The organism is Lactiplantibacillus sp. YT640, from assembly GCF_049745435.1.
GTDB lineage: Bacteria > Bacillota > Bacilli > Lactobacillales > Lactobacillaceae > Lactiplantibacillus > Lactiplantibacillus plantarum.
On the sequence record NZ_JBMNVY010000031.1, the window covers coordinates 1 to 22,082 of the forward strand.

Here is a 22,082-nt window from a genome sequence, read left to right on the forward strand (position 1 = left end):
ATTAATGAGATCATAGCAGCACTTGAACCTATTAATCAACGGCCATTGAAAACTATCGGACTTATTCGGATTAATTTTACAATCTATTGTAGAAGATAATTAATTACTTTTCTTAATTAAAGGAACGGCCCAAGCCAACGTAAAGTGAATCACGTTGGCTTGGGCCGTTAAGTTATTTCATCAGGTCATCAAACGTTTGATTAACCGTCTCTTGATCACGATTGTTGGTAAAGACTTTAACTGGTTGTAAGTCACTCAAATCATTGGCAACTTCCTTCGTCGCATAAATCATAACTGGGGTGCGCTTCGCAAACTGGGTTTGGACTAACGCCACATTACCAACTACCGGGGTGCCCTTCGTCTTTTCGGTAATCCGCCACTTATACAACTTTTTCGTATTCAAAACATGTTTTGCCCGCTCATCAGGATCATGCACAATATGATAGGCCATTAACACATTATCAGCCATGTTGATTCCTCCCATTATTGGCCAGTAGTCATTTCTTAACACCATTAGTATACGTGCTGAACCCTCAAACTAGCAATTATTTGAACCAAGCCACCAATCGATCAAACCAAGTTTGGTGATGACCAGTCTGAATCAGCTTAACTACTTTAGTAACCGTTGGCTTAGGCGCTGGCATCGTTGGTTTTGCTGGGTTACCAGCATACTCCGCGGTTGTATCAGCTTTTGGCGTTACGGTTAGCTTACCGTCCTTATTGCAGCGTTGATGCCTGTCAAAAACTTGGCAACCTTCTTTCGTGGTGGTTATTGCAACAACCCTGCTCGTCGTCTTGGATCCGGCAGACCTGGAACTGAATCTGGCTATTCGGGGCTGGTGCCCTCTGTGTGGTGACAGCAGCATGTATATCAAACCTTTACCATCTTCAAACACGAAATTAGCTTGCATACTGTTTGATAAATATCGCCTAATTTGGACAATCCTACTGAACTATTGCAGGTGGCATCAGTTCATACAGCCAAGTAAAGCCAATAGGGTATACCCTAGTGGCCTTTTTTGATCCATTATCAATGGCTTTTTAAATTAGGGCCTAGTACTTTTGGAATGGAAATACTTAAAAATTCTAGACCCATAATTAGTGGCTGTTCAACTAGGCCACCATATTCTCAATGCTAGTAGTAAATTTGTACCGGAAACGATAGGTTTGCCCTTCGTTCGTGGTTAAAATTAAAATTGGTATAGCAAACACTCTCAAGAATGTCAGCGCATTGCTTAATACCATTGCCTGATCGATTTTAACGGCCAATGACTCAGCTGTTCGGGTATTGACTAAGTCCAAGCCTACTGACCCTTTGAGAAAGGCGAATCGGCGTTCAATGGCCCCGCGTCGATTCTCTGCGTCCGTATCCTGGCGGCGTTTCTTGGCATCAATGTGTTTGGGCTTTGCGCCAAGTTTAGGTCCGCACAGGGTGATGCCTAGGTCCTTACACAACTTTCGATTGTCGCGGTTGCGATAAAGCGTGTCTGCCAACACCTCATCTGGGTAATGGACATGCAAGTCGAAGTAATGATCCAAGGTCGCTTCAAAGTCTTTACTCTCATTGAAAGCCCTGAATTCGAAACGCTCAATATCAACGATGCCCTCACTTAACGATGCGTCAATCTTGGCCCCAAACTCAACTTTGGCTTTCGCCTTACCACGCTGGATCGGTCGAATATAAGGCTGTTGGAGACTAACAATCCGGTCTGCGACATGGTGAATCTTGTGTTCAAACATATACCATTGTTGGTCAAACAAGATTCGGATGACACCCAAGCGTACTTGCTTGTTTGGCGGTTAAGATTGCCCCTGCATCAATGAATTCATTGATGTAGCGCAAGTCGCGACGGACGTATTGAAGTTGCGCTTTAACTTGCTTGTGAACGGATTGCTTTTGGCTCTTTGGATGGCGTGAGAAAGCCGTCCAAACTTGTTTGGCTTCACGCTTATACATGCGTGGATTAGGGACATTCAGTTGATGCGCCATGTCAATGGCCATGTCTTCAAGATTCTTGCGGGCTTGATTGAGCAGCGAGGTATCTTGGGGATAGCGGATCTTCACCGGAATCGCTGTGGCATCCGTGATCATCACGTCAACCTTGAATGGCACCAAGGCTTCGATCTTGGCACGAAGCCAATCATTGATAATGTTTCTGACCAGTTCAGAGATATCCGCAATCCGTTTACGGAAGGTACACAAGCTGGTGTATGCGAAGGGCTTCTCTGCACGATATTCCGAGAGCCCGATGAAATACTGATAAGCCGGCGTATCTCGAATTGCGTCGACCACACCGCGATCGGTTAGTTTCATTCGATTCTGAATCAGTCCAGCGCCATAAAGCATCCGAAATGGTTTAGCCGCGCGCCCAGTACTTTTCTTGGAAAACTCCAATTGGTATGCCTCATCGAGTTCTTTCCACGGAAAAATATCGGCTAAGCGCACCCACTCATTATTTGGACTGAGCGGTGTACTCAGACCGCAACCAAAGGATTCAAAAGAGAGTTGGTGGGGACTTTGACGATAAACCATGGATAAAACCTCCGAGTGAATTTCATAAATGCATGGGAAATGTCCGAAAACCGACATTTCGTATGCATTTATTATAAGACAGTAACGTCTTAAAATCACTAGTATCAGTCACTACGCGTTTTTGAACAGCCACTAATTAGTGGCTGTTCAACTAGGCCACTAGATTATCTTGTTTCGAATACATTGAACAGTTCTATAACAACTATAATCCCCATTCCGCTAACAATGGTTTAACTCCAAATCAGAAGGAAGAAAACTATTTTAAGAAAATATAGTTCATTTTGTGTCTAAATATTTGACATTAGTCCACTTTATATCTCTCAACTATACTCACATTATCCTTATCCACTATTTTATCCTCCATCATCTTCCGCCTGCTAATATCTTATATGTTTGCGGCAACACTTTTTTCATTACCAAAGACAGAATCCATATTAAACCAATCGTTATTACCGCAACAATAAAAATAGATAAAAACAAATTAAGATTACTTATCTTATTTGATACGCATTTATCGATACTTTTCATCCCATCCGTCTCCTTTTAATTGATTTGATCTCATTAAATATCAAACTTCCTATTTCATCTTTAGATAAGATAAAATAGACCACACAACCGATACTGTATACTAATGCACCAAGAAGAACTTGAACTACTAATGTCGAAACACTTTCTCCTCGTAGCTTCCCATAAAATCTGACAACAACTTGCATAATAAATCCAATAACCAGATATGGCACTGTTTGACTGCAGTATCTAAAAATCGGGAGTTTATGTCTTATCAATACCATTTGTGTTATCATAACAGTAAATTCTGCCGCAATAGTTCCAACTGCCGCACCATTGCCTTGAAATTGTGGAATAAGAGTATAGTTGATGACAAAATTTACAAGTGCACCTAGAACCATACATACTACATAAATTTTATCAAATCTTAACGGTATCAAATATTGTGTTCTAACGACATTAGCCCATGAAATAAAGAAAACTGTCACGGCCAGAAGGTTAATTAATGAAATGCAAGGTAGATATCCCGCTCCGAAATAGATTGGAACCAAGATATCACTAATTCCGATAAGTCCAAATGCTATAGCTGCCCCTATAATCGTCACAAGTTTTATTGAAATTCTAATATAATCTCTTGCCTTTTCTCTTTCTCCACTCGATACTATACTAGACATCCTCGGCAACATAACTGTACCTAAGGCTGTAATAACACCCATTGGTATATTAATTATCTTTCCGGCATTTTCATAATATCCAACTTGACTATATGAAGTCATATTGCCCAGCATAATCTTATCCAGCAATTTGTAAATACTATACGCTATAACCGGAACAAACAATATAATAATCGGTTTAATATGAGCTTTTGTTTCCGCAAATGAAACACGTTTTAGCTTCACCTGTTTAGGAATATATCTCCATAAATAAATCTGACTTATGAAAGTTCCAGTCGCCATTATAAGCGTATATTTCCACAAATCATCAGGTGAATGAACAAAAACAAACATTAAGATAACTGTTGCAATCTTAATTATTGTATTTCTCGTTACTGTTATTTTAAACTGCTCCGTTCCAAAATAATACCAGCTAATATCAAATGCCCCTGACAAAACATACAGAAACTGTATTACAACAATGAGTACATTATCTACATGGAATAGCAAAAGATATCCCCAATACATAATGGCAGCTATTGTATATGTACAGACCTGTATTGAATAGATAGAACAAAATGTATTAGACAATTTTTCTCTATCATTTTTAACTGATGCAACACATCGGTTTCCATGAATAGAAATTCCTAGCATTGCAAAAAGCAGAAAATACTGAGCAACTGAATACGTATATGAATAGATACCTACCGACTCAGCTCCCAACGTTCGCGCAATATATGGAGCTGTAATCAATGGTAGAACAATTACTAATAATTGATATAATACATTATAAATAAAATTTTTCTCAAGTGTTTTCATTTTCCCAACTCACTATTTGTAGTCAAATTATATTGCTATTTATTAACACCAACATTATTTTTAATCAAGCTTACAATTTGATCATCGATATTCATATCAAACTTTCGAGCAAAGCACATATTGGAATCTTCTAACAAGGATATATCTTCCTTTTTGAAGACATATGGTGATCCTCTATTCCAATCAATACAGTATTGAATTGTTTCATAATTATCACCAAAATTATTGTTTACCAAAGATTCTTTAAACTTTGAATTCATAACTATCGTTTGAAGGAACATCTCATCACCGCAGCGAGCGTATTGAAAGACCTCTTTTATCCAAGCACTTTTTTCGACAACGTACTGCGCTAGTGCATCTGTGATGCTAAACCAATTTGCACCTTTATAAAAAACTACATTGTATTTTTTAGCTCTATCTACACAGAGTTGCAAGCCCATCAGTAAGTTATACAGAATTCGCGATATTAAATTTTTATTTTTTGTTATAATGAAATTATACTTTGATACACGTTTATATGTTTGAGTATCAATTTCTTTACCATCAAAGTGTATAAACTCTGTTCCATTTCTTTCATCAAAAAAACTGTGGATTTCTTCTTGTGTCTTAAGTGGCAAATCCATTCCAGACATTAAATGATAATACTGATAATGACCATGAGCTGCTTCTTGCAACAACAAGAGTTCACATTCAATCTGCGAATACGTCCCCCACTTAACATCAATTCGTTCTTTTAAAATGAAAATTTTTGACTCCGTTGCAAATTTATATATGTCATTAATCTCTATATCTTCCCACTTTCGATCTAAATGGACATATATGTCATTTTCTTTATAATCTAGGCACTCAATCAAACTCTGTAACATATTTTTCTGATTGTGTGCCATAATCAAATACGCATGTTTTCCCATTTCAAATTGCATCTACTATATTTGACAGATATTGATTTGATACAACTCGCAGTTCATTTAAGTTTTCAACGACTGGTTTATAATCTATCTTGTCATATAAATTAATAGTTTCCAATTCCTTAATAGTTCGATATCTAGGCATCAACCCAAGCTGCGACAAGAATGTAGTTGCTCTATCATCTTGAGAGCTCTCACTATCTTTACTCTTAATATACCAAAAGTTCTTTCTATATATGGTTCCAAACGCTGTCCCATGAAAAGAACTTGTTAAAAACAGATTAGCATACTTTACCAAATTCATATATACATCCGGTCCATATTGTTTCACCAAATGTATTCTATGTCTCCAACACATTTTCAATGTCCATTCTTTAGCTTCAATAAAATATACCGGAATCTGTAGTCTATCAGATAATTTGTGGAGGAATATCTGAATATCTTCATTAATACCAAAGCAGTAATAGAAAATATACTTCCCAGGTATAATAGGTTCTGCTTTTACTTCAACAATTCTCTCCCAATCCTCTTGGTCAAAAAGCATTGTAGGATCTAAAGTAATTAGTTCTTTCTTTCCCGTCGCTTGTTCAATCCACTTCTGTGCATTCTTTTCTCGCACCGAAATTCCTTTAAAATCTCTAATATAATTAATGTATTTTAAACCTTGTTCACCTTCAAACGCATTGTTAGCCCCCAAACTAACAGCATATGCAAACTTTGGTTTATCTTTAACAAAAGTTAAAAAATATGCATCATCAGCATCCATGCACCTTGTATTCCATACTTGATCGCTTCCGGTTATAAATGCGTCATATTTGTTATATAATTCTTCTAATTGCGTATTATTTGTGTATGATTTTTCTGTCAGATTAAAATATTTACTTGAAAAAGTCTCATATGCTTCGTGTTGTCTTTTCAATTCTTTATAATTACTTCTCCAAATCAGCCATTTTATACACTGCTTCCAATTATGTGGATAAGGAAGCACCGAATATAAATTTCTTTGACCTTCATTGGAAAAATCAATAATTTCAATATCACAGTTCCTCTGTTGTAATGCCGTTTGCAAAGCTAACGCCTGAAGCATTGAACCGTTATTATGCGATGCATGAAAAGTTATCATTGCAATTTTTTTCATTTTTTTCATTTTTTCACCTCATTTAAGTCTTCTAATGTCTCATCTTCCGTCTCAGACCTGTAATCTAGCAATATCAAAAAAACTGGTAATAACAAATAACTCAATAAAACGCCTCCATTAAATAAGGTCGTTTCAAATAAGGCAGAAAATAGATACATCGAAAAAGTTGCTATAGCTAAAATACCCATTGAATTATTTTGTTTCTTCAATTTCCAATAACTAATAAGGAACAATATAATGAGTGCCACATAAATTGTTATTCCTATATATCCGCTTGTTATTAACGTATATATATATCCATCATCCAACCAATACGTCTTATATGGTGTTAAATTTTGTCCATATATTTCTCCCGATGCCTGCCCTAAGCCAATCCATGTTCTATTACTATTAAAAAACGTTGGAAGTGCTACTGAAAAAAGTGTCATTCTGTTAGAATCTAACAATAGTCCGTCAAGAGGAACTCTACTATCTCCAAATAGTGCCATTATTAACACTATACCGACAATAAAGATCTGTATAATAAACTTATATACTTTTCTAAATACATATTTTTCGAGACTAAAGTAAAATTCGATTAAAGAAAAAACAATTAAGCCAAAAATTGCATTTCTCGAAGCACTTCCCAGAAGCATAATCGATGCAAGAGCTATTATAAAAAGGGATAATCTATTTTTGTTTTTAAATTTTCGAATCCATATTCCAAGTATAATCTCACAAGAGCAAAGCATTCCAAGATAGTTATAATGCCCTAAGCCAAAATTAACCCGTGATCTCGATGAAACATTCAAAATACTGCTTATATCTATTTGAGTCACATCGTTTATGTTCGTTATAAATTGAAATAGAAGAGCGACTGCGATGGTCCAAAAGCTAGCAGAAATAACCTCCACCAAGTAGTTATTACGGTATGCAAAAAGAGCGGTTACTATTACAACAGCCAAAAAGAGACCTTGCCTCAAAACCATGGCCTTCGTGTATTGTTCCATTAACGGATTAACAAAAACAAAACCAAAAATCGCCCAATAACCTATTAACAACAAACTAGCCGCATCCATTGTTTTTAAATGCTTTTTTATCTTATAATTATTTTCTTTTATCTTATAATTATTTTCTTTTATCTGTACTATTGCCACCATAATCAACACTCCAACATAGCCCACCTGTATCAATGATGGATCCATTGGAAGCTTATAAGCTCCTGCAATTACGTAAATTCTGCTTAGCAATAGTAGACTATAGAATATGGAAAATATTCTACTTACTTTTATCATTTATTTATCTCCTTGCCTGTGTTGCATGTACCATTTATGTTTCCAACAATATCATTGCAGATAATCTCAAATTGCCTTGCCATTTCTTGTTCGCTTAACGAAGTTTTTGTAGCAGTCATATTATCTTGAGCCATGGCATTCATAATGTCTTCTGAATAATTTGACATCTGAACTAGCTTTTGAGCCAGGTCGCTAGAATCGTAAGGTTTATAAGACATAACGCCATTGCTGCAATTACAGTAATCTCGAATAGCAGGAACATCTGCTGCCAATATCGGAACACCTAAGGCCATTTGCTGTAGCAAAGTCATCTGCCCAAAGGAATAATTGAAATCATCAAGTGGAACAACTGAAAATTTAGCGTTTACGATATATGTCATCAATTCATCTATCGGAATAAATGGTAGCACCTTTATCTTCGGATTGTCACACTTAATATTCGGATTTCCAATCAGATACAAATTTTCCGAAATGTCACTTCTGCCAAATGCCTCAAGTAATGTATTCCAATCTCTTTTTCTGTATCCCACACAAACAATATACTGATTTTTTTCCGGTATATCTTTATATGTTTTCAGTTTCCAATAATCGTAGTCCACACCAAACGGAATAAATTTGCACTTATCCTTTAACCACGGAAAATATTCCTTATAATAATCATACTGCGAACTTGTATGGTATATCATATAATCAAATGCCTTGCTCGAGAATTGAGAAAGTCTATGAATCAGACCAGAGGTATATGCTTGGTGAAATGAACTTATATCAACATCAAGTATTGGTGGCATTTTCAAATGAAAAATTTGTTTCAATGCGCATAACAACATTGCACTATTTGACCCGTGAATAAAAATCAAGTCATATTTATTTACTTTAAGAAGGATTCTAAGTGTTTGAAAAAAATGGAACCTAATTTTATTCTCTACTTTTTCAATCCACTTTGGCGCACTTATATCCACTACATCTACCTGTGGCTTTTTTTCAAAGTATTTAAAAAACCAAAACGGTTCTTGCGGGCAACTATAGTCTGATGGCTGAAGGTCATCCGGCACTTGCTCACAGTATCTTATTTTCCAATTTATCAACAAAAGAATCTTCATGAATTAGTTTACCTTTCCAGTTTGTGTGCTGGAATTCCAACAAGTGTAATTCCTTTCTCATCAAAAGACTTCGTCACTACCGCATTTGCACCTATTTTTATATTGTCTGCAATAATGATTCCACCTAACACCTTTGCCCCAACACCAATTTCAACATTATTCCCAATTTGTGGACAATCAGTCAATGAATCCGTCTTACCAACATTGCCAATACAATTATCTCCGTGCAGTTGACAATTTTTTCCTACTTTACTACTACCATTTACCACAATGCTTCCGTTGTGATGTATAATAAGTCCTTCGCCAAACACATTCTCCGGAATTTCTACGCCAATAAAAACGCCCATGTGATTTTTGCGAGTTCGTGCAATCCAGTATAATACCATCCATAACGGATTGTTTGACTTTCGTGTTTTACTACGATAATACTCACACTTGCGAAGGAGCTTTATAAACCGCCAATTATAAACTCGCTGATTACAACTGATATTATCAAACCAATTATTAGGGTAATTTTTCTTTTCCCTATTTAATAATTTTCTAAGCTGTGCATATGAGTCAATTGTGGGCTCATACTTTACATTTTCTTCCTGTCCCCCCAATAGATTTTTGCTTGTTGCCTATACAGAGGTTCACAGTACTTAAGCAGAAAAAGTTCCAATCGCATACGTCTCGGTAATGCAGTTGTATTATCTTGAATGCTGTCTAGGAATGCTCTTCGTGCATTTCTTATGTCTTCCGCAGCTTCTTTGTTTCTGTCTTTTGCATACATCATTCGGAAGAAAAAAAGTCCACTTCTGACGTAGAAAAACACCTTATCCGTCCGATGATTTTCATTTGTTTCTATGTCATCAAAAACAGCTTTTGTCAAATAAAACGAGTCAAAAAACCGTGAGCAGTCACTGCTGGCCATCGCCGACTCATCCTGTTTGATATAGTTATATTTTGGAGAACCACATTCGACAATCGTTTTAGCCTTTTTTAGTATTTCATAGTTGAAATACATATCTTCTGCAATACGCTTTCCAACTTGAAATCTTACATCACCAATAATAGAGCGTGTATATAGTTTTGCCCACACTGTCCAACTGATATTATTTGTCGTGAAGAATTCTGATAGTATTTCAGTTCCGCACTTTATTGATTCTTTTTCGCTACAAAAGCATTCCTTAAAGCTGCCATCATCATAACATTCTCTATGACCAGTTATTACAACATCAGCTTGTTCCTGTCGCATAGCATTCATCATACTTGCAAGCAAATCAGAATCTACCGTATCATCCGCATCGACAAATGTTATAAATTTTCCTTTTGCATTTTCGATTCCGCAATTTCTGGCTTTACTTACGCCACCATTTTCTTGATGAATCACCTTAATTCTATGATCTTTCAAAGCTACTTTATCGCATTCCTCAGCGGTTTCAACATTTGAGCCATTATCAATTATAAGAATTTCAAAATCAGAGTAGGTGCTCTTCAAAACACTTTCGACACAGCCATCTATTGTTTTCCCCGCATTATAAACAGGAATAATAATTGATATTAAATCATTCATCTCTAAATCCTCTTGATTTTTCGATATATTTTGAATACAGTTCTGTATAAACATGGACTTATCATAAAAAGAGAAAACTGTATTTTTTTACTTTTAGAAAAATAGTCCGCCTGTTTGATATATCCTTCATTTTGTTTGACTACATCGCGAAAATGCTGAAGTTGCTCTTTAGGACAAGTAACTTGATTTTTTATATAAAAATCATATACTGTCAATGCAGCCGAAGCGTATGATGTGTGGCTTACAATCTTTAATTCTGGATATTTTTTGTCAAGATATATCATTTGTTCTCTGGCCGCATACTCATGATCATGATTAATCTTTGTGCTACGTGTAATACTATTATTTCGCTGGAGATAATTGTAGCACGGAGTATCTAAGTAGCTGATTGCCTGTGCTCTGTCAAAGATTTTAAACATAATATAATAATCCTCGCTTAGCTTTCCAACCGGGAAGCGAAGATCATCAAATAAACTTTTATGATAGAGCTTACTCCATGCCCCCATATCAAAAAATCGATGTGTATTCATTTCAACTATCGCATGATAGAAATCAAATGTACAATTTTTCCCGAGCGCCGCCTTATTTGCCTTTTTTCCGTCTTCATAAATATAATTAACCGCACACACAGCCAGTTTCGTGCCGTCATGTTTAATTAACCCTAAAAGATTTTCGTACATGTACGGCTCAATTGAGTCATCGCTATCTACAAAACCAATGTATTGGCCAGATGCTATATCAATTCCCGCATTGCGTGCTGATGACAGGCCTCCATTCGGTTTATGAATTACTTTGATTCGGTTGTCTTTCTTTGCAAGAGAATCGCAAATATCGCCGCATTTGTCAGGAGATCCATCATCAACCAGAATAATTTCCAAATTAGAATATGTTTGAACACTTATGCTGTTCACACATTTTTCCAAATACTGTTCCACTTTATATACTGGCACTATTACACTGATTAAAGTGTCATCTGTTTTTCTATATTCGCTCATTTTTGCATCATTCCTCACTCTATTCCCAATTTCTCTCTATATATAAAAAATCGGGTCTTACTCCTTTAAACCGATGTATGGGCATCATAGTGGAGTCTATAATACAAAACGCACTGACGTATCGTTGCATTTCTCCTTATTCTGTGTTCTATTTCACTACCTCTGTTCAGATGAAGCACTTCCAATATGTTATTCATAAACCAGAGTGCTCCATACAAACGCAGGTAGTGATACTGAAAGTTCTTATGATAATTACATCTGCTGTTACTGAACCTAGGTAGCGAGATAAAAACCGCTCTCACAGCTCCCCCCATCTCTTGAAAGGTGCAGTAATTACGCTATTTTTTCAGCATTTTCACTATGTGCATCTCACTACCTGCGTTCGGTTAGAGGAGATTATTTATTATCAATACTCTCATCTATTATTTTCTCCTGTACAGTTTCATCGTTTCCTTTACAACTTTATCCCAGTTATATTTCTCGCAGATAAAGTCAGCTGCCTGATTCTTCATTCTTATAACCATTTCTGGATGGTCACAGGACTCTTGCAATTTTTTTTGCAAGTCTTCTATATTCGACTTTTTAAAAATCAACGCCTTATCTTCCACAACCTCTGCACACTCTGGAATGTCGGACACCAGACAGCAATTGCCGTAGCTCATCGCCTCCAACAGACTTAATGGCATTCCTTCCAGATCGGACGGCAGCGTGTAGATGTAAGCGTTGCTGTACAGTTCATCCAGCATTGCTCCCTGCACAAACCCAGTAAAGAGAATCCGATCGTCACCCTTCGCCAGTTCTTTCAATTCCTCCATAAAGGAATCCGTATCACTAGAGCCACCTGCGATGACCAGTTTTTTATCTGTCTTGACATTCTTGAAGGCCTCAACCAGATATCGAATCCCCTTCTCCGGCACCAGACGACCGAGGAACAATATGTAGGAATCCTTTTCCAGTCCAAAATGATCCGTGATCAGCTTTGCCTCCCGAACCTCTGGCCGATTGACACCATTAGGGATAAAATGTGTCTCCCTTCCGTAGGTCTCCATGAAATATTTCTGAACGCCTTTGCTTAGAACAATGATTTCATCTGCATATTTCACGGCATTTTTTTCACCCTGCCGGATAAATTTTGATCCAACGCCAAATTTCCATTTTTCGCGGGCCCAGTCCAAACCGTGAATAGTGCTGATTACACGCTTGCCAAAAAGTTTTGGTATCCAACAGAAAAAGGCAGGACCTTCTGCATGGATATGCACCACATCGTATCTTCCAAATGCACTATAAAGTGCTGCGAAAAAAGATGAGCTTACCGCCGCAAGTCCCTTCTTCTCAATAGTCGGAACAACCTTTTGACGGATACCATCATATTCAATTGTTTTGTCATACTCTGCACCGCTCACATAATGGCCTGCTCTATTGTAGCAAGTCACATCACAACCATTCTGTGCCATCCTGGTGCATAGTTCCTTTACAACAATCTCTATCCCGCCTTCACGCGAAAGACGTTTCTGTCCAAAAACCGCAAGTCTGATTTTTTCTTCCATTACTTCTCTCCAACCGTCATTCCATAGTTTCTATTCTTGTCCTAGGCTTATACACAATCCCAGCAGTTTTTTTCCTTAAATTGTCATGCTCGTCTTTCACTATTCACCTTTCCTACTTCATAGCACAACAACAAGCCTGTATACAGATTGCAGCAACAATCTATACGCAGGCTTGTCCTCGTACCTCCTTATTTTGTTTTCTGCTCTATCAGCTTTCGCTGTGGTGGGTTAAGTATAGAGCGCAACCAGAAGCCATTAACTCCTGAAAACACGCTGGCCGTAACGCACCATGACAAGCAGAAACAAGTTGAGGTGAAAAGGTCAAGCCGCGCAAACCCGCATGAAATCAGGCTTTTCTCTGGTTGTCCATATTATTTCACACTCCCCATCAGGATTAACTAGCAATTCACCATTGAACAGTTTCAATTGCTTCTTAAAGTGATTAATAAATGGTCCCATTCGACATGCCAAGACGTAAACAATTGGATGTGCAATTTTTTTCTGACGAATAATTTTCAAAGCTTCTTTAAACGCTTTAACATCATACATAATTGCTTTAGCCGGACCAATATTGGGAACATCTACATTAAAACAAGTTGCATCATTATATTCATATAAATCAGCTTTATTCTCAGATAGATCACGTCGGCAAGCTACATAGTAATGAATTCGATTTGTTTGTTTCCGGGCTGTTAATTGATCCACAAAGGATTCAAAGCCACCATATCTAGCCGGAATTCCCTTTGCGCCTACGATAAATACCTCTCTTTTTTGCACTTTCTAAAATTCCGCCCTTTCGATGGTTAAAACAACTAATACAAATTGTTTAATACGCTCCATTTGGTCTAAACATGATTTTAACCGTTCTAAATATAATCCATAAATCAAATTTCAAACTGCGTTTCTGAACATAAATCAAATCCAGTCTAACCATTTCATCAAAACCAACACTATTGCGAACCGTGGCCTGCCACAATCCAGTGCATCCAGGCTTAACATACAAGCGTTGCTTATCATAGTCTGTATATTCTTTAACTTCTCGTTCCAGTGGCGGTCGTGGTCCAACTAAACTCATATTCCCCTTCAAAACATTAACAAGCTGTGGTAATTCATCAATACTGTATTTTCTGATGAATGAACCAACTTTAGTTACACGAGGATCTAATTTCATCTTGAACATGGCACCATCAACGTCATTTTCTGAAATAAGTGTCTTCAAGAGTTCATCAGCATTCGATACCATTGATCGAAACTTATACATTTTAAATCGTTTACCGCCTTTTCCAACTCTTATTTGCGAATAAAAAACTTTGCCTTGGGAGTCCTCAGCCTTGATTGCAATTGCCACTACTAAAAACATAGGTGACAATAGAACAAGCGCCGTGAAACTAGCACACACATCAAATAATCGCTTTATTAATCGATATCCATACCGCTCTCGTTGAACAATCGGATCAATAATAATTGTTTTTGAATTATCCCCACTGTATTCCATCACAGCCACACCTTTTATTAATTGATAAAGCTAACTTTCTTAACCTACTAAAATAGACAAAACTTCCGCTGCCTTTTAGGTAAACATATATTTGAAATGTCAATCAACTCACCATTCAACAAATCCCGAGCATTGGCTGCAAAACGTTCAGGATATTGGGAATCCATTTCGTTTAATACTTGATAGGCCTTCGTCATTGCAAAACCACGATTTTTCAGCGTATGCGCATCCGACGCGACCACCTGAACCAAACCACACTTAACGAATTCTTTTGCAGTACGTTGGACTTGTTCCCCAAAAGCACCAACTAAACTCGTGGCCGTAACCTGTGCCAAGCCCCCATCCTCGACCAACTTGTATAATCGTTGCGGTTCAGCAATAATTTGAGCATTCCGTTCAGGGTGTGCAATAACTGGGGTAATCCCCTCACAAGACAATTGAAAAATCATTTCATCCAAATAACTTGGTACCATCTCGTGAGGAAGTTCCAACAGTAAATAGTGTCTACTGGCATCTATGCCCAACAAATCATCAACATTTTCCATCAACTGACCATTTAGATGTACCTCTTGACCAGGAAAAATGGTTAACGGAATATCATTTGCATCTAGCTCTGCTTGAAATGCCTTAACCGCCGCAGACACATCACCTGCATGATTGAGATAGTGTCGATCCATATGATGTGGTGTCGCTAAAATATAGCGAATCCCGTCAGCAACTGCCTGCCGTGCTAATTCCAATGACGCTTCTAAGGAAGGCGAACCATCATCAATGGCTGGTAAGATGTGGCAATGTAAGTCAACTAAATTATTTATCTTCATCGCTGTAGTACCCATAACCACTACTATAGCCGTAATAGCCATGGTGCGAACCATCGCGAACATCATTCAGTACTGCGCCCAGAATATTGGCTTGAGATTTTTTCAACGAATTAACAGCATCACGAACCGCTGCTTTTTGGGCTACACCTTGGCGAACAACTAAGACCGTGCCATCAACTTTATTAGCAAGCAATTGTGAGTCAGTCACCGGCAAAATTGGTGGTGCGTCAACGATCACCAAATCTAATTTACGTGTTGCCGAAGTTAAGAATTCTGTCATTTTGTTGCTTCCTAACAGTTCCGCGGGATTCGGTGGCTTAGGACCACTCGTCATCACAAATAAGTTACCAATAACGGGATGAATTGCATCATTCACATTGTCCATTTGATTAGCCAACCATGAACTTAATCCCTTATGATTTTCAAGCCCGAACGTCGTGTGAATCACTGGTCGCCGTAAATCAGCATCGACCAATAAAACTTGCATCCCTTCCTTAGCATATTCCACCGCCAAGTTACAACTTACTGTTGACTTACCTTCACCACTCATCGATGAAGTCACCATTAAAGTTCGTAAATTTTTGTCAGTAGCCGCAAAATTGATATTGGTTCGAATTGTTTTAATCTGCTCAGTAATGACCGACGTGGGTTCATTAATCGTCGTGAGATTAATTGGTGCCGTAGTCGTTATATTCTGTTCTTTACGTTTAAACATCTAACACCCTCCTAAACTCGTTTCATCGCTTGTGACGATGTTCGATCATTATGCGTATGATAGCCACCATTCAGATTCAAGGCCTGTTTCTTCATTGAATAGTGATGTTGATGGTTAACCACGCCTAAACTAGTCAATCCTAATTCATCAGTTAAGAAATCAGCGTCGTGAACGCGACGATCAGTGAGCACCCGAATCGCTGCATAAGCAAATCCTAGTAACAATCCTGCAACTAACCCAACCAACATATTACGAGGTTTTTTCGGTGATACCGCACCATTTGGCGTTTCGGCTGGAGCAACAATCGTGACGTTGTTAACTTTAATAATCTTTTGCACTTGGTTCTTAAAACTACGAGCAATTTGATTGGCAATCGTCGCACTAGCTTTCGCATTAGTATCAGTCACTGAGATTGAGAAAACTTGTGAGTTATCCGTACTTGTCACACTAACCTCACTTTTTAGTGTGCTTAGTGAGCGCTCAATGCCATAACGTTTGCTTAATTGTTGCTTAGCTGGTTTTAAAACCACTTGTCCAGCAATTAATTCCTTGTAGGTCGTAACCATCTGAATATCAGCCTGCTGCCCAGCATACTCAGTAGCGGCATTAGTGTCTTTACGGTTAACCAAAATCTGGACACTTGATTGGTACTTAGGTGTAATTACAAAGAAGGTCAACCCTGCGGCAACTATTAATCCCGCCACTGTAAAACTAACGATTGTAAGCCAGTATTTACGAACAAGCCGGATAAAAAAGACAAAACTTACTGTTTGATCCATCATTCACTCTCCAAAATTAACAAGATTAAAACACGTTTTAACTAACGCTATTAAATACAATCTATCATCAAATATAACATCGCATTGGTTGATTTACAATTGAAGTCCAAGAAGCGATCTCACCTATTGACTGCAATTCAAGATTTTTCATTTACCTTTTGATAGCTGATTAATTTGCTTCCTAGATTTCCAATGGCAAACATGCCTAAGTTGCTCGCTAGTTTTTTTACTTTTCCCTTGGCCATGCTCAACCTTTCCTGTTCGACGTATTGATCATGTTTAGACTTCGCTCGACATTCTCGAAATAGTTACCTTCAGCGAAACGACTCGACAGCGCTCGAATCTTTCTCGGATCAAACGATACTGTTGGTGCGTCAATGCACCGTTGCAAGATTCCTGATAGCTGATCAATATCGCCCGGTTCATACAAATAACCACTCTCCAACGTAATGATATCGTCGGGACCGGTGGGACAATTCGCTGATATACATGCAATCCCATGTTGCTGAGCTTCAATCAAAACCATCGGAAGACCTTCGTACTTGGAAGTCAATACTAGGTAATCACATTCAAGGTTGTCAAATGGCTTTGCAACCCAACCACGTATAATTACATGCTTTTCTAATTGGTGATTGCTGACAAGTTCTTAACATGATCTATCTCCGCTGCGTCCCCTGTGCCGAAAATTTCTAACTGCCAATTTCCAGACACCTTATCAAGGGCAGAAAATAATTCGGCTAAATTTTTCTGCCCCTCCCACATCACCCGACCAATATAGACAAACTTTACGATTTTTATGTGATCATTCACCACACTCATACTTGAGATATCATCAGTTTTAGATTCAGATACTGGATTAAATTTGCAATCTACCATTAACACGGTTCTGACCATTTTAGGTATGCTAGGTGTAATTACAGACGTACAAACTGTAAACGTCTCACAGGACACGACAGGCACCTTAGAACATGTTACAAACGAGGTGGACTCCGCTAGCCAAGCTGATAAGAAACTGTTTGAGGTCTTTGAAAGACGCTTGAATTTCCGGTAAAATATGTAAAAAAAAGGACTTCATTATGACTGATTATCCAAGCAATATCACTCGTGACCAATTTGAATTGATTCGCGTTGACCTTGAGACGTTTCGCAAGCGTACATGTCCTCGAAGGGTGGACCTATTTGATGTCTTCAATGCAGTGCTTTACGAGCTTCGTACGGGCGCTCAATGGCGTCAGTTGCCGCATGATTTTCCGAAATGGCAAACCGTTTACACTTACTTTGCCATGTGGTCAAAACCATTAGCTAATTCGGAATATTCCCTGATTGACCTGCTTTTAAAAAAATTGTCGCTCGAGAGCGATTACGAATGGGACGATCGGTACGAACGTCGTTCGTAATTCTTGATGCGCAAAGCGTCAAAAATACGGCAACACCCCAAAATAAAGGGTATGATGGCGGCAAGAAAATCAGTGGGATTAAACGCCACCTTGCCGTTGATATTAATGGTCTCCCATTCGCGATCCACATTACCACAGCTAATGTCTCCGAACGGGACGGTGCGATCGCTTTACTCGCGTTAAATGAAGAGCAGTTTGATCTTGTTCAGCGAGTGATGGCCGATGGTGGCTATACAGGCGACAACTTCGCCCAGTCGGTCCATGCAATCATTGGTGCAGATGTCATTATCGCCAAACAAAGTGATCTGAAGAACGGTCAAGTAACGCCACAGCGCTGGGGCGTGGAACGTAGTTTCAGTTGGTTAACCAACTGGCGACGGCTTTGGTTCAATTGCGAACGCAAGTTAAATACCAGTAAAGTCATGGTTGCTATGGCCTTTATAGGGATCCTGCTTGCTCGTCAATAGAGACCTCAAACAGCTTCTAAAGCACCAACTAGTGCGAACGTTTCTAATGTGACCTCAACTAGTGCTGAGATTAAAGTAGATGACAAAGCTGAATAAAGTAAAAAGGTCTATCCTCAATTGAGTAGGCCTTTTTATTGTGCAATTTTAAGCTAGTTAACATAATGCGGCTCATCCCAAGTAACCCCCTCACTCCCTGATAAAACAACGATCCGTTATTTTTCCTTTGTAAAATTTGACGGTAGAGGAGTGGTCTAGATGAAAAATCCCCAAAAAATCAGTAAACTCACTTTGTGAATTTAACCGCCTAAACTCCTAGACCATTGCGCCAATCTTGCCTGACACCAGTCCAAAAAATCCCGTTCTGAAATCGTTGGTGTTCCCGTCAATAACTTTTTTATGATGGGCTCCTCACCTAAAGCCGTCTCAATTAACCCAACCACTAAATAATCTGTCTGTTTCGTAACCCAATTTTGTGGTTTCGCCCCAAAGACTTTCGCCAAACTAAAAGCTTGATCCCGAGTCATGGTAGTTAGACGTCCGGTAAAAGCAATCTCACAATCTCTTAAATCAAGCATTTTAAATCATCAACTTTCTTGATTCTAATGTTGGTTTTGACTTGACGGGTTATGGTTTTCCATTCAGTTTAGAGGGAGTGACGTTTTGAGCGCAGAATTGTTCCCTGGAAACAGCTATTTGGAATAACTGAACCAGAGTGCAATTCTACGCTAAGGTTTCCCCCTAGTTCATCGGTCGTTAACGCCCGTCGCTTGTCTGTACAATTGCGGTATTGCTACCACCACTCATTATAAACCTACGTTTTCGGTTTAGCCTACTAAAAAACGCCCTAACAGGCGTTGATGATACGTATTTATGTTTGTTCGATCACCAACTAATCAGTGGCACCAAGCCGAAGCTTCGTTTTACCACCCGCGCCGTTAATGGTCGCGCTCACCATTCACCACCCAGCCGTACAGATAGCCTTGTTGTGGTATAGCCAGACTTATTGAAGTCGCACTGGCAAACGTGTCCCCTTGGATTTAGACCCCAGCTTGTCCCCTAGGGCTTTAAAAATCGCACCGGCCATGATATAATAGTCATTAAACAACGATGACTTTTNGTACAGATAGCCTTGTTGTGGTATAGCCAGACTTATTGAAGTCGCACTGGCAAACGTGTCCCCTTGGATTTAGACCCCAGCTTGTCCCCTAGGGCTTTAAAAATCGCACCGGCCATGATATAATAGTCATTAAACAATGATGCCTTTTTTGTGGCGCTCACCGATTCCAGTCGGTGGGTGTTTTTTATGTTCTATTTTATGAATTAACCATACCACTATTCAGCTTGTTTATAAACAAAAATCGCAAAAATAGCAAAAGTAATTTGTAACAAGTTTCATGTAATTTGATACTTGTAATTTGTATCTTTATATTTACGTTGAATTGCTATGCTCGTTGCATTACAATGACTATGAACTAATAAGTTCAAGTCTGGAGGATCCTGTATGACCACATCGATCACGATAGGAAACTTTAAAGGTGGGGTTGGAAAAACAACAACTTGTGTAACCTTTTCTTATCTATTAAATAAAGCCCATAGAAAAACCTTATTAATTGATTTTGATCCACAAGGAAATGCTAGTGAAATTATAGAAAAAACATTTCCTGTATTCAAACAAAAAAATTCCAAAAGTTTAACTGATGGTATTAAGAATCTGGATTTATCTGAGTCCATTGCACACGTCACAGATTACCTTGATCTGATGCCTAGTGATTGGAGCTTATCTTTGCTTCCTGATATGCTTGAAGATTATAAGAAAAGTGACCGACCACTATTTTTAAAAACTTTGCTAACAAAAATTAGAAATGATTATGATTATATTTTAGTAGACGTTCCGCCAACGCTATCAGCATATACAAATAATGCCGTTTTAGCCTCAGATTACGTAATTATGGTTATGCAGACTCAAGAGCAATCTTACTCAAGTTCTTTAAAATTTGTAAGCTATCTTCAAGGGCTTAGAAAAGACTATGACAAATCATTTGATTTGCTTGGCATTATTGCCTATCTGGTTAAAAAAGACGGACCTGTCGATCATGAAGTGTTGAAAGCCGCTAATCAAGCCTTTGGAAAAGCCCTATTTCATGGGAACGTATTTCAAAGAGAACGTGTTAAACGTTTCGGAAAAAGTGGAATTAAAGATGAGGATATGTGGGACAAAAGGGCTTTATATATGTATCAAGTAGTATTAGATGAAGCTCTATCACGAATTAATCTGTTGGAGGGGTAGAATATGCCGGAAAAGAAAAGTCTTTTAGATCAGATTGATGCAGAGAGTCAATTAAAAGATGGCGACTCTCCTTTTAAACGAAAAGAAAAAACAAAACCATTACGAGTTAGAGAATCATTTTACAATGATATTCGAAAAATTGCCTTCGAAGAAAATACAAAAATGGTTGAGATTTTAGATGACATAATAAAGCGTGGGCTTCGAAGCTATAAAAAGAGTCACCCAGATACAGATTACAAGTAACTTGTAATCTGTATCTTGTAACTTGTATCTTGTAATAAGTAACCTGCAATTTTAATTTAACCTGAACAAAATACGCTTACGACTCAAATGCAGGCTTTGGAATCCAGCGATGCTAACAAAGAAAAAAGTAAATAATTACGCGCTCTCAGACAACTCGTTCACCTTTTAGATGTATACTTGTCCGTTTAAATTAAGCAGAATGCGTTTATATCACGTTATAAAATCAAAATTTTATTAGACAATAAAAAAACACCACCCAAATTAATGAGTAGTGCTTTTTGATATGCAATTGGCATAAAGAGCTGAATCCCAAATTGCAAGAACAAATTAGCCACACGATAAATCCTATTAAATCAGTATTTTCATTAATATTCATATTTTATGGACTTAACTTAACCGGCGGAAGCAGCGGAGAAAAGCTCTTTGGGTGTTTGATAGCCAGTTTGCCGGCGCGGTAAATTGTTTAGCTTTGACTCAACTGCTTGGATATCATGAGGACCCAAAATATCCATGGATAGACCCTTGGGTACATCGCGGCGGATCATTCGATTATGCGCTTCGTTAGTCCCACGCTCAGAGGAACGATATGGATGGGCATAATAAAGGTCAGCGACACCGGTAAGTNACGCTCAGAGGAACGATATGGATGGGCATAATAAAGGTCAGCGACACCGGTAAGTACAGCGCCAACTTCCGAGAACTCAGCGCCATTATCGGCAGTAACTGACTTCATGATTGATCCGTATTCTTGACAGATCTTGGCCAGCTCATAGTTGACTGAATCGGCATCACGACCATCGATCAAACGTAGAATTTGGCAGCGGGATTGACGCTCGATCAGCGTTAAGA

At 38.3% G+C, this 22,082-nt stretch carries 22 protein-coding genes and 3 pseudogenes; 4 read left to right on the forward strand and 21 right to left on the reverse strand.

Features of this window, described 5'->3' with window-relative positions; genetic code table 11:
- Positions 1–172: 172 nt before the first annotated feature.
- Positions 173–469, reverse strand: a complete 297-nt coding sequence (locus tag ACOV1R_RS13350; protein WP_056953201.1) for a DUF5839 family protein — start codon at positions 467–469, stop codon at positions 173–175.
- 644 nt (positions 470–1,113) lie between these two features.
- Positions 1,114–2,533: pseudogene (locus ACOV1R_RS13355) on the reverse strand (IS5 family transposase).
- 161 nt (positions 2,534–2,694) lie between these two features.
- Between ACOV1R_RS13355 and ACOV1R_RS13360 the strand changes: the two are divergent.
- Positions 2,695–2,824 (forward strand): annotated as a pseudogene (locus ACOV1R_RS13360) (IS3 family transposase); the annotation flags it as partial.
- A gap of 72 nt (positions 2,825–2,896) precedes the next feature.
- On the opposite strand, the gene ACOV1R_RS13365 reads toward ACOV1R_RS13360, so the two are convergent.
- The 17 genes from ACOV1R_RS13365 to ACOV1R_RS13445 all read right to left on the reverse strand — a co-directional run bounded on the left by ACOV1R_RS13365 (position 2,897) and on the right by ACOV1R_RS13445 (position 17,721).
- Positions 2,897–3,061: a hypothetical protein gene (locus ACOV1R_RS13365; RefSeq protein WP_217203346.1), complete on the reverse strand. Its 165-nt coding sequence runs from the start codon at positions 3,059–3,061 to the stop codon at positions 2,897–2,899.
- Positions 3,058–4,512, reverse strand: coding sequence for a flippase (locus ACOV1R_RS13370; RefSeq protein ID WP_217203345.1), 1,455 nt, complete (start codon positions 4,510–4,512; stop codon positions 3,058–3,060). The genes ACOV1R_RS13365 and ACOV1R_RS13370 overlap by 4 nt, the downstream gene beginning before the upstream one ends.
- 35 nt (positions 4,513–4,547) lie before the next feature.
- Positions 4,548–5,423 (reverse strand): beta-1,6-N-acetylglucosaminyltransferase, encoded by an 876-nt coding sequence (locus ACOV1R_RS13375; protein WP_217203343.1) that lies wholly within the window; start codon positions 5,421–5,423, stop codon positions 4,548–4,550.
- Position 5,424: 1 nt separating this feature from the next.
- Positions 5,425–6,567, reverse strand: a complete 1,143-nt coding sequence (locus ACOV1R_RS13380; protein ID WP_217203342.1) for a polysaccharide pyruvyl transferase family protein — start codon at positions 6,565–6,567, stop codon at positions 5,425–5,427.
- Positions 6,564–7,832 (reverse strand): hypothetical protein, encoded by a 1,269-nt coding sequence (locus tag ACOV1R_RS13385; protein WP_217203340.1) that lies wholly within the window; start codon positions 7,830–7,832, stop codon positions 6,564–6,566. The genes ACOV1R_RS13380 and ACOV1R_RS13385 overlap by 4 nt, the downstream gene beginning before the upstream one ends.
- Positions 7,829–8,932 carry a glycosyltransferase family 4 protein gene (locus ACOV1R_RS13390; protein ID WP_217203338.1) on the reverse strand — a complete coding sequence of 368 codons (1,104 nt, stop codon included), beginning with the start codon at positions 8,930–8,932 and terminating at the stop codon, positions 7,829–7,831. Before ACOV1R_RS13390 ends, ACOV1R_RS13385 begins: the two co-directional genes overlap by 4 nt.
- Before the next feature lie 8 nt (positions 8,933–8,940).
- Positions 8,941–9,534 (reverse strand): serine acetyltransferase, encoded by a 594-nt coding sequence (locus ACOV1R_RS13395; RefSeq protein WP_236039372.1) that lies wholly within the window; start codon positions 9,532–9,534, stop codon positions 8,941–8,943.
- Positions 9,510–10,487, reverse strand: a complete 978-nt coding sequence (locus ACOV1R_RS13400) for a glycosyltransferase family 2 protein (protein WP_217203337.1) — start codon at positions 10,485–10,487, stop codon at positions 9,510–9,512. The genes ACOV1R_RS13395 and ACOV1R_RS13400 overlap by 25 nt, the downstream gene beginning before the upstream one ends.
- A 2-nt stretch (positions 10,488–10,489) precedes the next feature.
- Complete coding sequence (locus ACOV1R_RS13405; protein WP_024002442.1) at positions 10,490–11,482, reverse strand: glycosyltransferase family 2 protein; 993 nt, start codon at positions 11,480–11,482, stop codon at positions 10,490–10,492.
- Between the two features lie 422 nt (positions 11,483–11,904).
- Positions 11,905–13,029, reverse strand: a complete 1,125-nt coding sequence (locus ACOV1R_RS13410) for a glycosyltransferase family 4 protein (RefSeq protein WP_217203335.1) — start codon at positions 13,027–13,029, stop codon at positions 11,905–11,907.
- 321 nt (positions 13,030–13,350) lie between these two features.
- Positions 13,351–13,806: a DUF1972 domain-containing protein gene (locus tag ACOV1R_RS13415; RefSeq protein WP_107787695.1), complete on the reverse strand. Its 456-nt coding sequence runs from the start codon at positions 13,804–13,806 to the stop codon at positions 13,351–13,353.
- Positions 13,807–13,855: 49 nt separating this feature from the next.
- On the reverse strand, positions 13,856–14,524 hold the full coding sequence (locus ACOV1R_RS13420; RefSeq protein WP_003643245.1) for a sugar transferase: 669 nt from the start codon (positions 14,522–14,524) through the stop codon (positions 13,856–13,858).
- A 47-nt stretch (positions 14,525–14,571) separates the two neighbouring features.
- Complete coding sequence (locus ACOV1R_RS13425) at positions 14,572–15,345, reverse strand: tyrosine-protein phosphatase (RefSeq protein WP_217203333.1); 774 nt, start codon at positions 15,343–15,345, stop codon at positions 14,572–14,574.
- The gene (locus tag ACOV1R_RS13430) at positions 15,332–16,060 is read right to left on the reverse strand and encodes a CpsD/CapB family tyrosine-protein kinase (RefSeq protein WP_072539917.1); all 729 of its coding nucleotides are present in this window, start codon (positions 16,058–16,060) and stop codon (positions 15,332–15,334) included. The genes ACOV1R_RS13425 and ACOV1R_RS13430 overlap by 14 nt, the downstream gene beginning before the upstream one ends.
- 11 nt (positions 16,061–16,071) lie before the next feature.
- Positions 16,072–16,842, reverse strand: a complete 771-nt coding sequence (locus ACOV1R_RS13435) for a YveK family protein (RefSeq protein ID WP_217203331.1) — start codon at positions 16,840–16,842, stop codon at positions 16,072–16,074.
- Between the two features lie 244 nt (positions 16,843–17,086).
- On the reverse strand, positions 17,087–17,449 hold the full coding sequence (locus tag ACOV1R_RS13440) for a glycosyltransferase (RefSeq protein ID WP_316042465.1): 363 nt from the start codon (positions 17,447–17,449) through the stop codon (positions 17,087–17,089).
- 11 nt (positions 17,450–17,460) lie between these two features.
- Positions 17,461–17,721, reverse strand: a complete 261-nt coding sequence (locus tag ACOV1R_RS13445) for a hypothetical protein (protein WP_236039369.1) — start codon at positions 17,719–17,721, stop codon at positions 17,461–17,463.
- Positions 17,722–17,915: 194 nt separating this feature from the next.
- Here ACOV1R_RS13445 and ACOV1R_RS13450 point away from each other — a divergent pair.
- Positions 17,916–18,703, forward strand: a protein-coding gene (locus tag ACOV1R_RS13450) for an IS5 family transposase (RefSeq protein ID WP_236039367.1) whose coding sequence is annotated in 2 segments (ribosomal slippage) — positions 17,916–18,183 and positions 18,183–18,703 — 789 coding nt in all. Because the reading frame shifts where the segments join, the coding sequence is not laid out codon by codon here.
- A 296-nt stretch (positions 18,704–18,999) separates the two neighbouring features.
- On the opposite strand, the gene ACOV1R_RS13455 is transcribed toward ACOV1R_RS13450, so the two are convergent.
- On the reverse strand, positions 19,000–19,278 hold the full coding sequence (locus ACOV1R_RS13455) for a BRCT domain-containing protein (RefSeq protein WP_064775442.1): 279 nt from the start codon (positions 19,276–19,278) through the stop codon (positions 19,000–19,002).
- Between the two features lie 926 nt (positions 19,279–20,204).
- On the opposite strand from ACOV1R_RS13455, the gene ACOV1R_RS13460 reads away from it, so the two are divergent.
- On the forward strand, positions 20,205–20,990 hold the full coding sequence (locus ACOV1R_RS13460) for a ParA family protein (RefSeq protein WP_216786340.1): 786 nt from the start codon (positions 20,205–20,207) through the stop codon (positions 20,988–20,990).
- Between the two features lie 3 nt (positions 20,991–20,993).
- Entirely contained in the window at positions 20,994–21,233 is a 240-nt protein-coding gene (locus ACOV1R_RS13465; protein ID WP_011669001.1) for a hypothetical protein, read from the forward strand.
- 392 nt (positions 21,234–21,625) lie between these two features.
- Here ACOV1R_RS13465 and ACOV1R_RS13470 read toward each other — a convergent pair.
- A pseudogene (locus ACOV1R_RS13470) lies at positions 21,626–22,082 on the reverse strand (transposase); the annotation flags it as partial.

Excerpts from the sequence above, each read along its gene's own strand:
- ACOV1R_RS13350 (WP_056953201.1), bottom strand. The coding sequence starts at position 469 with ATGGCTGATAATGTGTTAATGGCCTATCATATTGTGCATGATCCTGAT.
- ACOV1R_RS13365 (WP_217203346.1), bottom strand. The coding sequence starts at position 3,061 with ATGAAAAGTATCGATAAATGCGTATCAAATAAGATAAGTAATCTTAAT.
- ACOV1R_RS13370 (WP_217203345.1), bottom strand. The coding sequence starts at position 4,512 with ATGAAAACACTTGAGAAAAATTTTATTTATAATGTATTATATCAATTA.
- ACOV1R_RS13375 (WP_217203343.1), bottom strand. The coding sequence starts at position 5,423 with ATGGGAAAACATGCGTATTTGATTATGGCACACAATCAGAAAAATATG.
- ACOV1R_RS13380 (WP_217203342.1), bottom strand. The coding sequence starts at position 6,567 with ATGAAAAAAATGAAAAAAATTGCAATGATAACTTTTCATGCATCGCAT.
- ACOV1R_RS13385 (WP_217203340.1), bottom strand. The coding sequence starts at position 7,832 with ATGATAAAAGTAAGTAGAATATTTTCCATATTCTATAGTCTACTATTG.
- ACOV1R_RS13390 (WP_217203338.1), bottom strand. The coding sequence starts at position 8,932 with ATGAAGATTCTTTTGTTGATAAATTGGAAAATAAGATACTGTGAGCAA.
- ACOV1R_RS13400 (WP_217203337.1), bottom strand. The coding sequence starts at position 10,487 with ATGAATGATTTAATATCAATTATTATTCCTGTTTATAATGCGGGGAAA.
- ACOV1R_RS13405 (WP_024002442.1), bottom strand. The coding sequence starts at position 11,482 with ATGAGCGAATATAGAAAAACAGATGACACTTTAATCAGTGTAATAGTG.
- ACOV1R_RS13410 (WP_217203335.1), bottom strand. The coding sequence starts at position 13,029 with ATGGAAGAAAAAATCAGACTTGCGGTTTTTGGACAGAAACGTCTTTCG.
- ACOV1R_RS13420 (WP_003643245.1), bottom strand. The coding sequence starts at position 14,524 with ATGGAATACAGTGGGGATAATTCAAAAACAATTATTATTGATCCGATT.
- ACOV1R_RS13425 (WP_217203333.1), bottom strand. The coding sequence starts at position 15,345 with ATGAAGATAAATAATTTAGTTGACTTACATTGCCACATCTTACCAGCC.
- ACOV1R_RS13430 (WP_072539917.1), bottom strand. The coding sequence starts at position 16,060 with ATGTTTAAACGTAAAGAACAGAATATAACGACTACGGCACCAATTAAT.
- ACOV1R_RS13435 (WP_217203331.1), bottom strand. The coding sequence starts at position 16,842 with ATGATGGATCAAACAGTAAGTTTTGTCTTTTTTATCCGGCTTGTTCGT.
- ACOV1R_RS13455 (WP_064775442.1), bottom strand. The coding sequence starts at position 19,278 with ATGCTTGATTTAAGAGATTGTGAGATTGCTTTTACCGGACGTCTAACT.
- ACOV1R_RS13460 (WP_216786340.1), top strand. The coding sequence starts at position 20,205 with ATGACCACATCGATCACGATAGGAAACTTTAAAGGTGGGGTTGGAAAA.
- ACOV1R_RS13465 (WP_011669001.1), top strand. The coding sequence starts at position 20,994 with ATGCCGGAAAAGAAAAGTCTTTTAGATCAGATTGATGCAGAGAGTCAA.